This window comes from Pseudomonas sp. CM25, assembly GCF_013179705.1.
Classification (GTDB): Bacteria; Pseudomonadota; Gammaproteobacteria; order Pseudomonadales; family Pseudomonadaceae; genus Aquipseudomonas.
On the sequence record NZ_JABMCW010000329.1, the window covers coordinates 1 to 5,823 of the forward strand.

The 5,823-nt window shown below is 63.9% G+C and carries 4 protein-coding genes and 1 pseudogene; all 5 read left to right on the plus strand.

All coding sequences use genetic code 11. From position 1 onward, the window contains the following. Positions 1 to 1,215, plus strand: a 1,215-nt coding sequence (locus HP546_RS24555) for an alginate export family protein (RefSeq protein WP_172230681.1), incomplete at its 5' end; no start/stop codon positions are given. 15 nt (positions 1,216 to 1,230) lie between these two features. Next, on the plus strand, positions 1,231 to 2,790 hold the full coding sequence (gene algG / locus HP546_RS24560) for a mannuronan 5-epimerase AlgG (protein WP_172230684.1): 1,560 nt from the start codon (positions 1,231 to 1,233) through the stop codon (positions 2,788 to 2,790). A gap of 13 nt (positions 2,791 to 2,803) precedes the next feature. Further along, positions 2,804 to 4,246, plus strand: a complete 1,443-nt coding sequence (locus HP546_RS24565) for an alginate O-acetyltransferase (protein WP_172230687.1) — start codon at positions 2,804 to 2,806, stop codon at positions 4,244 to 4,246. Between the two features lie 7 nt (positions 4,247 to 4,253). Beyond that, positions 4,254 to 5,357: a mannuronate-specific alginate lyase gene (locus HP546_RS24570; RefSeq protein WP_172230690.1), complete on the plus strand. Its 1,104-nt coding sequence runs from the start codon at positions 4,254 to 4,256 to the stop codon at positions 5,355 to 5,357. 208 nt (positions 5,358 to 5,565) lie between these two features. After that, positions 5,566 to 5,823, plus strand: a pseudogene (locus HP546_RS24575) (membrane-bound O-acyltransferase family protein); the annotation flags it as partial.

Consider the following 5,823-nt stretch of genomic DNA (forward strand, 5'->3'; position numbering starts at 1 on the left):
ACCATCGAAACCGACACCCTGCGCCAGAATGACGACGGCACCAGCACCGACACTGGCGACGACAGCCGCCAGCCTGACAAAAGCTACCTGGCCATGCGCGAGTTCTGGGTCGGCTACAGCGGCCTCACCGCCTACCCGGGCGAGCAGTTGCGCCTGGGCCGCCAACGCCTGCGCAGCGACGACGGCATGTGGCGAGACACCAACATCGAGGCGCTGAACTGGACCTTCGACACCACCCTGCTCAAGGCCGACCTGGGCGTGGCCCAGCGCTTCAGCGAATACCGCACCGACCTCACCGAGCTGGCCCCGGAAGACAAGGACCGCACGCACATCTACGGCAACGTCGCCACGCAGTGGACCCCAGGTCACTGGGTCGGCGTGCGCGCCCACCACAGCCATGACAGCGGCAGCCTTAACAGCCCCGGCGAAACCGTCGACGCACTGGACAAGACCCGCACCGGCGACCTCACCTGGCTGGGCCTGGAGGCCAACAGCGACGCCTACAACTGGCGCAATGACCACACCGTCAACTACTGGGGCAGCGTCACCTGGCTGACCGGTGACCGCGACACCCTCAGCAGCCAGGCTGTCGGCAACGACCAAGTGGCTACCGGCAAGCAGAGCGGCGACGTCAACGCCTGGGCCACCGACCTGGGCATCCGCCTGCGCCTGGACCCGCAGTGGCAGGTCGGTGCGGCGTACGCTCGCGGCAGCGGCGGCGGTGGCGACGACGGCTCGAACAATTTCGAGCAGACCGGCCTTGAGAGCAACCGCTCCAACTTCACCGGCACCCGTTCGCGCGTGCACCGCTTCGGTGAAGCCTTCCGCGGCGAGCTGGGCAACTTGCAGGCCGCCACCCTGTTCGCCTCCTGGCAGTTGCGCGACGACTACGACGCCAGCCTCATCTATCACAAGTTCTGGCGTGTCGATGGCAACCAGAACATCGGCTCCAGCGGCATCAACGCGGTGGTCAACGACAACGGCGTCAACCGCCCCCTGGTCGACGGCGAAAAAGACCTTGGCCAGGAAATGGACGTGGTCGTGACCAAGTACTTCAAGCAAGGCCTGCTGCCCGCTTCGATGAGCCAGGCCATCGACGAACCGTCCGCCCTGGTACGCCTGCGTGCCGGCGTGTTCAAGCCGGGCGACGCCTATGGCAAGGAAGCGGACTCGTACATGCACCGCGCCTTCGTCGACGTCATCTGGCGCTTCTGAGGCCGAGGACCAGCCATGAACCTTCACCCGCACTTACGCCACAGCCTGTTGGCCAGCGCCTTGCTGCTGGCCAGCGGCCTGGTCGCTGCCGCAGAGCCCCAGGTGATCGCCAAGGAACTGCAGCAGGCCAAGACCTACACGATCTCCAGCGCGCCGATCGAGCCGCTGCAGATGGACCCGCCAAAGCTGCCCGACCTCACCGGTTTCACGGCCGAAGCGGTACAGAAGAAAATCGACCGCAGCCACAAAGGCAAGGTCAGCCTGCGCCGCATGTTCCAGGAGGACAGCCTCAAGGAGTTTATCGGCGGCGACAACAAGGCGGCCGAATGGGTACAGCGCCAGCACGGCATCCCGCAGGCGATCTTCGTCGATGACGGCCATGTCGACCTGGTCGAACTGAGCAAGAAGGTGCCCAGGCAGTACTTCAGCGAAGTCGAGCCTGGCGTGTACCTGGCGCGCCTGCCGATCGTGGTCGGGCAGAAGGGCATTCTCGAGATCGACGGCAAGGTCAAGCAACTGCGCCTGTCGCAGGAAGGCGGTTCGTTCCTGGTCAACGACGGCAAGCTGTTTGTCAGCGACACCCAGGTGACCGGCTGGCGTGAAAAGGACAACGGCCCGGCCACCTTCCGCTCGCCCAAGGAATTCCGCCCGTTCCTGCTGTCGTGGGGCGGCACCGAGACCTACATCGTCAACAGCAAAATGGCCAGCTTCGGCTACGCCAAGTCCAAGTCGTATGGCGTGAGCATTTCGCAGTACACGCCGAACATGGCCAAGCGCATGGGCCGCCCGGAGCCCACCGGCTGGATCATCGGCTCGGAGTTCAGCGACATGTGGTACGGCTTCTACTGCTACGAGACCCAGGATTTCGTGGTCAAGGACAGCACCTACCGCGACAACATCGTCTATGGCATCGACCCGCACGACCGCTCGCACCGCCTGATCATCGCCGGCAACACCGTGTACGGCACCAAGAAGAAGCACGGCATCATCGTTTCGCGTGAGGTGAACGACAGCTGGATCATCAACAACAAGAGCTACGACAACAAGCTCTCGGGCGTGGTGATCGACCGTAACAGCGTCAACAATCTGATCGCCTACAACGAGATCTACCGCAACCACACCGACGGCATCACCTTGTACGAAAGCGGCGACAACCTGATCTGGGGCAACAAGCTGATCAACAACCGTCGCCACGGCATCCGCGTGCGTAACAGCGTGAACATCCGCCTGTACGAGAACGTGGCCATGGCCAACGGCCTGGTGGGCGTGTATGGCCACATCAAGGACCTGTCCGACACCGACCGCGACATCGCCCTCGACCCGTTCGACACCAAGGTCTCGCTGATCGTGGTGGGTGGCGAGCTGGTGGCCAACGGCTCCGGCCCGCTGTCGATCGACTCGCCGCTGTCGGTCGAGCTGTACAAGGTCGCCATGCTCGCCCCGCGCAAGGCCAGCGGCATCAGCCTCAACGGCGTGCTGGGCGAGCGCCAGGACGAAATCCTCGACCTGCTGGTTCGCCAGCAGAAGGCTGTGCTGATCGACCCGGTCGAACGCCAGACCGAAATGATCGATTAAGGAAGCCCAGACCATGACTCCACACCTGATGAAACTGCTGGGCCTGTCCGCCGCCCTCCTGGCGATCAGCCAGGGCGTGCGCGCCGAAGAGGTCAAGGCCCCTTCCTTCAGCGCCGAGCCTTGCTGCCAGCTGTGCCCTGAAGCGCATGATGCCAGCCGCTATACCACCCGCTACCAACAGAACTTCACCACGCTGGTGCAGGCCAAGGGCGACTGGCTGTTCCGTACCCGCGAAGACCTGCGCACCGAGTTCAACACCACCCCGGCCGGCTACAAGCGGCTGCAGCAAGTGCACGACGCCTTCAAGAAGCGCGGCGTGGAACTGGTGGTGGTGTACCAGCCAACCCGTGGCCTGGTGAACCGCAACATGCTCAACCCGGCCGAAAAAGCCGCGTTCGACTACCAGAAGGCCCTGGGCAACTACCAAGCCATGCTCAAACGCTTCGCCAGCATGGGCTACAACGTCCCCGATCTGTCGCCGCTGACCAACGAGCAGCTGGCTGCCGCCGACCAGGGCAAGGACTTCTACTTCCGTGGCGACCAGCACTGGACCCCTTACGGTGCCCAGCGTGCGGCCAGGATCGTGGCCGATACCGTGCACCACATGCCGGCCTTCGAAGGCGTGCCGCGCAAGGAATTCGAGACTACCAAGTCCGGGCGCATGGGCAAGACCGGCACCCTGCACAACGTTGCCGGCCAGCTGTGCAACACCAGCTACGCCGTCCAGTACATGGACCAGTTTGCCACCGAGCCGAAAGGCTCCACCGGCGGCGGCGACGACCTGTTCGGTGACAGCGGCAACGCGCAGATCACCCTGGTCGGCACCAGCCACAGCGGCAAGAACTACAACTTCTCGGGTTTCCTCGAACAATACATCGGCGCCGACGTGCTCAATGTCGCCTTCCCTGGCGGTGGCCTGGAAGGCTCGATGATCCAGTACCTGGGCAGCGAGGAGTTCCAGAAAAACCCGCCGAAGATCCTGATCTGGGAATTCTCCCCGTTGTACCGCCTGGACCAGGAAACCATCTGGCGGCAAATCCTTGGCCTGCTCGACGACGGCTGCGACGACCGCCCGGCGCTGATGAGCGCCAGCGCCACCCTCAAGCCGGGCAAGAACGAGCTGATGGTCAACGGCAAGGGCGGCGTGATCAAGGACCTGATCAACCGCAACCTGCAGATGGACGTCAAGTTCGACGATCCGTCGGTGAAGGTGCTGCAGGCCACCCTGTGGTACCTCAACGGCCGCCACGAAGACATCAAGCTGGAAAAACCCGAGACCTCCGATACCGACGGCCGTTTCGTCTTCCAGATGCGCGAAGACGAGGACTGGGCCAGCCAGAGCCTGCTGGCGTTCGAAGTACAAGGGCCGGAAAACGGTACCCAGAAGGTCGAGGCCAAGCTCTGCAAACGCAACAACTTCGCCGTGCCTGCGCAAACCGCGCAGGCCGGCCAGTGAGGCGAACATGACTGTATCCAAGCGAATCTTCCGCCCTGCCCTGCTGGCCCTGGCGCTGTGCGCAGGCGCCGCGCAGGCTGCGCTGGTGCCCCCGCAGGGGTATTACGAGGGCATTGAAAAGCTCAAGACCGGCGACGGCAACTTCCGCTGCGAAGCCGCACCAAAGCCGTACACCGGCGCGCTGCAGTTCCGGAGCAAGTACGAGGGTTCGGACAAGGCCCGGGCGACGCTGAATGTCGCCTCGGAGAAGGCCTTTCGCGATTCCACTGCCGACATCACCACGCTGGAGAAAGGCGTCAGCAAGATGGTCGGCCAGTACATGCGTGACGGCCGCCCGGCGCAGCTCGATTGCACCCTGGCCTGGCTGGGCAACTGGGCACGCGCCGGTGCGCTGCTGTCCACCGACTACAACCACACCGGCAAGTCCATGCGCAAATGGGCGCTGGGCAGCATGAGCGGTTCGTGGTTGCGCCTGAAGTTCTCCAACTCGCAGCCACTGGCCGCGCACCAGGCCGAGGCCGAGCTGATCGAGAAGTGGCTCGCCCGCCTGGCCGAACAGACCGTGCGCGACTGGAGCGACCTGCCGCTGCAGAAGATCAACAACCACAGCTACTGGGCCGCCTGGTCGGTGATGGCCACCGCCGTGGCCACCGACCGTCGCGACCTGTTCGACTGGGCCGTGAAGGAATTCAAGGTGGGTGCCAACCAGGTCGACGAGCAAGGTTTCCTGCCCAACGAAATCAAGCGCAAGCAGCGTGCCCTGGCCTACCACAACTATGCCCTGCCGCCGCTGGCGATGATCGCCAGCTTCGCCCAGGCCAATGGCGTGGACCTGCGCAGCGAAAACAACTTCGCCCTGCAGCGCCTGGGCGAAGGCGTGCTGGCGGGCGCCCGCGACCCAAGCCATTTCAAGGCGCGGGCCGGTGAGAAACAGGACATGAAAGACCTCAAGGTCGACAGCAAGTACGCCTGGCTCGAGCCGTGGTGCGCGCTGTACCACTGCGTGGGCGACACGCTGGAGCGCAAGCATGAGATGCAGCCGTTCAACAGTTTCAGGCTCGGCGGCGATTTGACCCGGGTCTACGACCCGAGCGCAGAAAGCAAGAAGTAGCACACCCCAATGCGGGGGTGAAATCTGTGGGCGCTGGCTTGCCGGCGAGGGGCCGCGAAACGGCCCCTGACTACCGATGGGCAAGGCTTCGCCTTGCATCGCCGGCAAGCCAGCTCCCACAGAGGTACTAAGTTGCCTTCCGGTCTTGCGCTGGGGGGTTTGGGGGGCGCTTTGCCCTGGATGCTGTGAACAAATTAGGAGAACCGGGATGGTCTTCTCGTCCAACGTGTTCCTGTTCCTGTTCTTGCCGATATTCCTCGGCCTGTACTACTTGAGCGGGCAACGCTATCGCAACCTGCTGCTGCTGATCGCCAGCTACGTCTTCTATGCCTGGTGGCGGGTGGACTTCCTGGCCCTGTTCGCCGGGGTCACCCTGTGGAACTACTGGATCGGCCTGAAAGTCGGTGCCGCTGGGGTGCGCACCAAGCCGGCGCAGCGCTGGCTACTGCTGGGCGTGGGTGTCGAC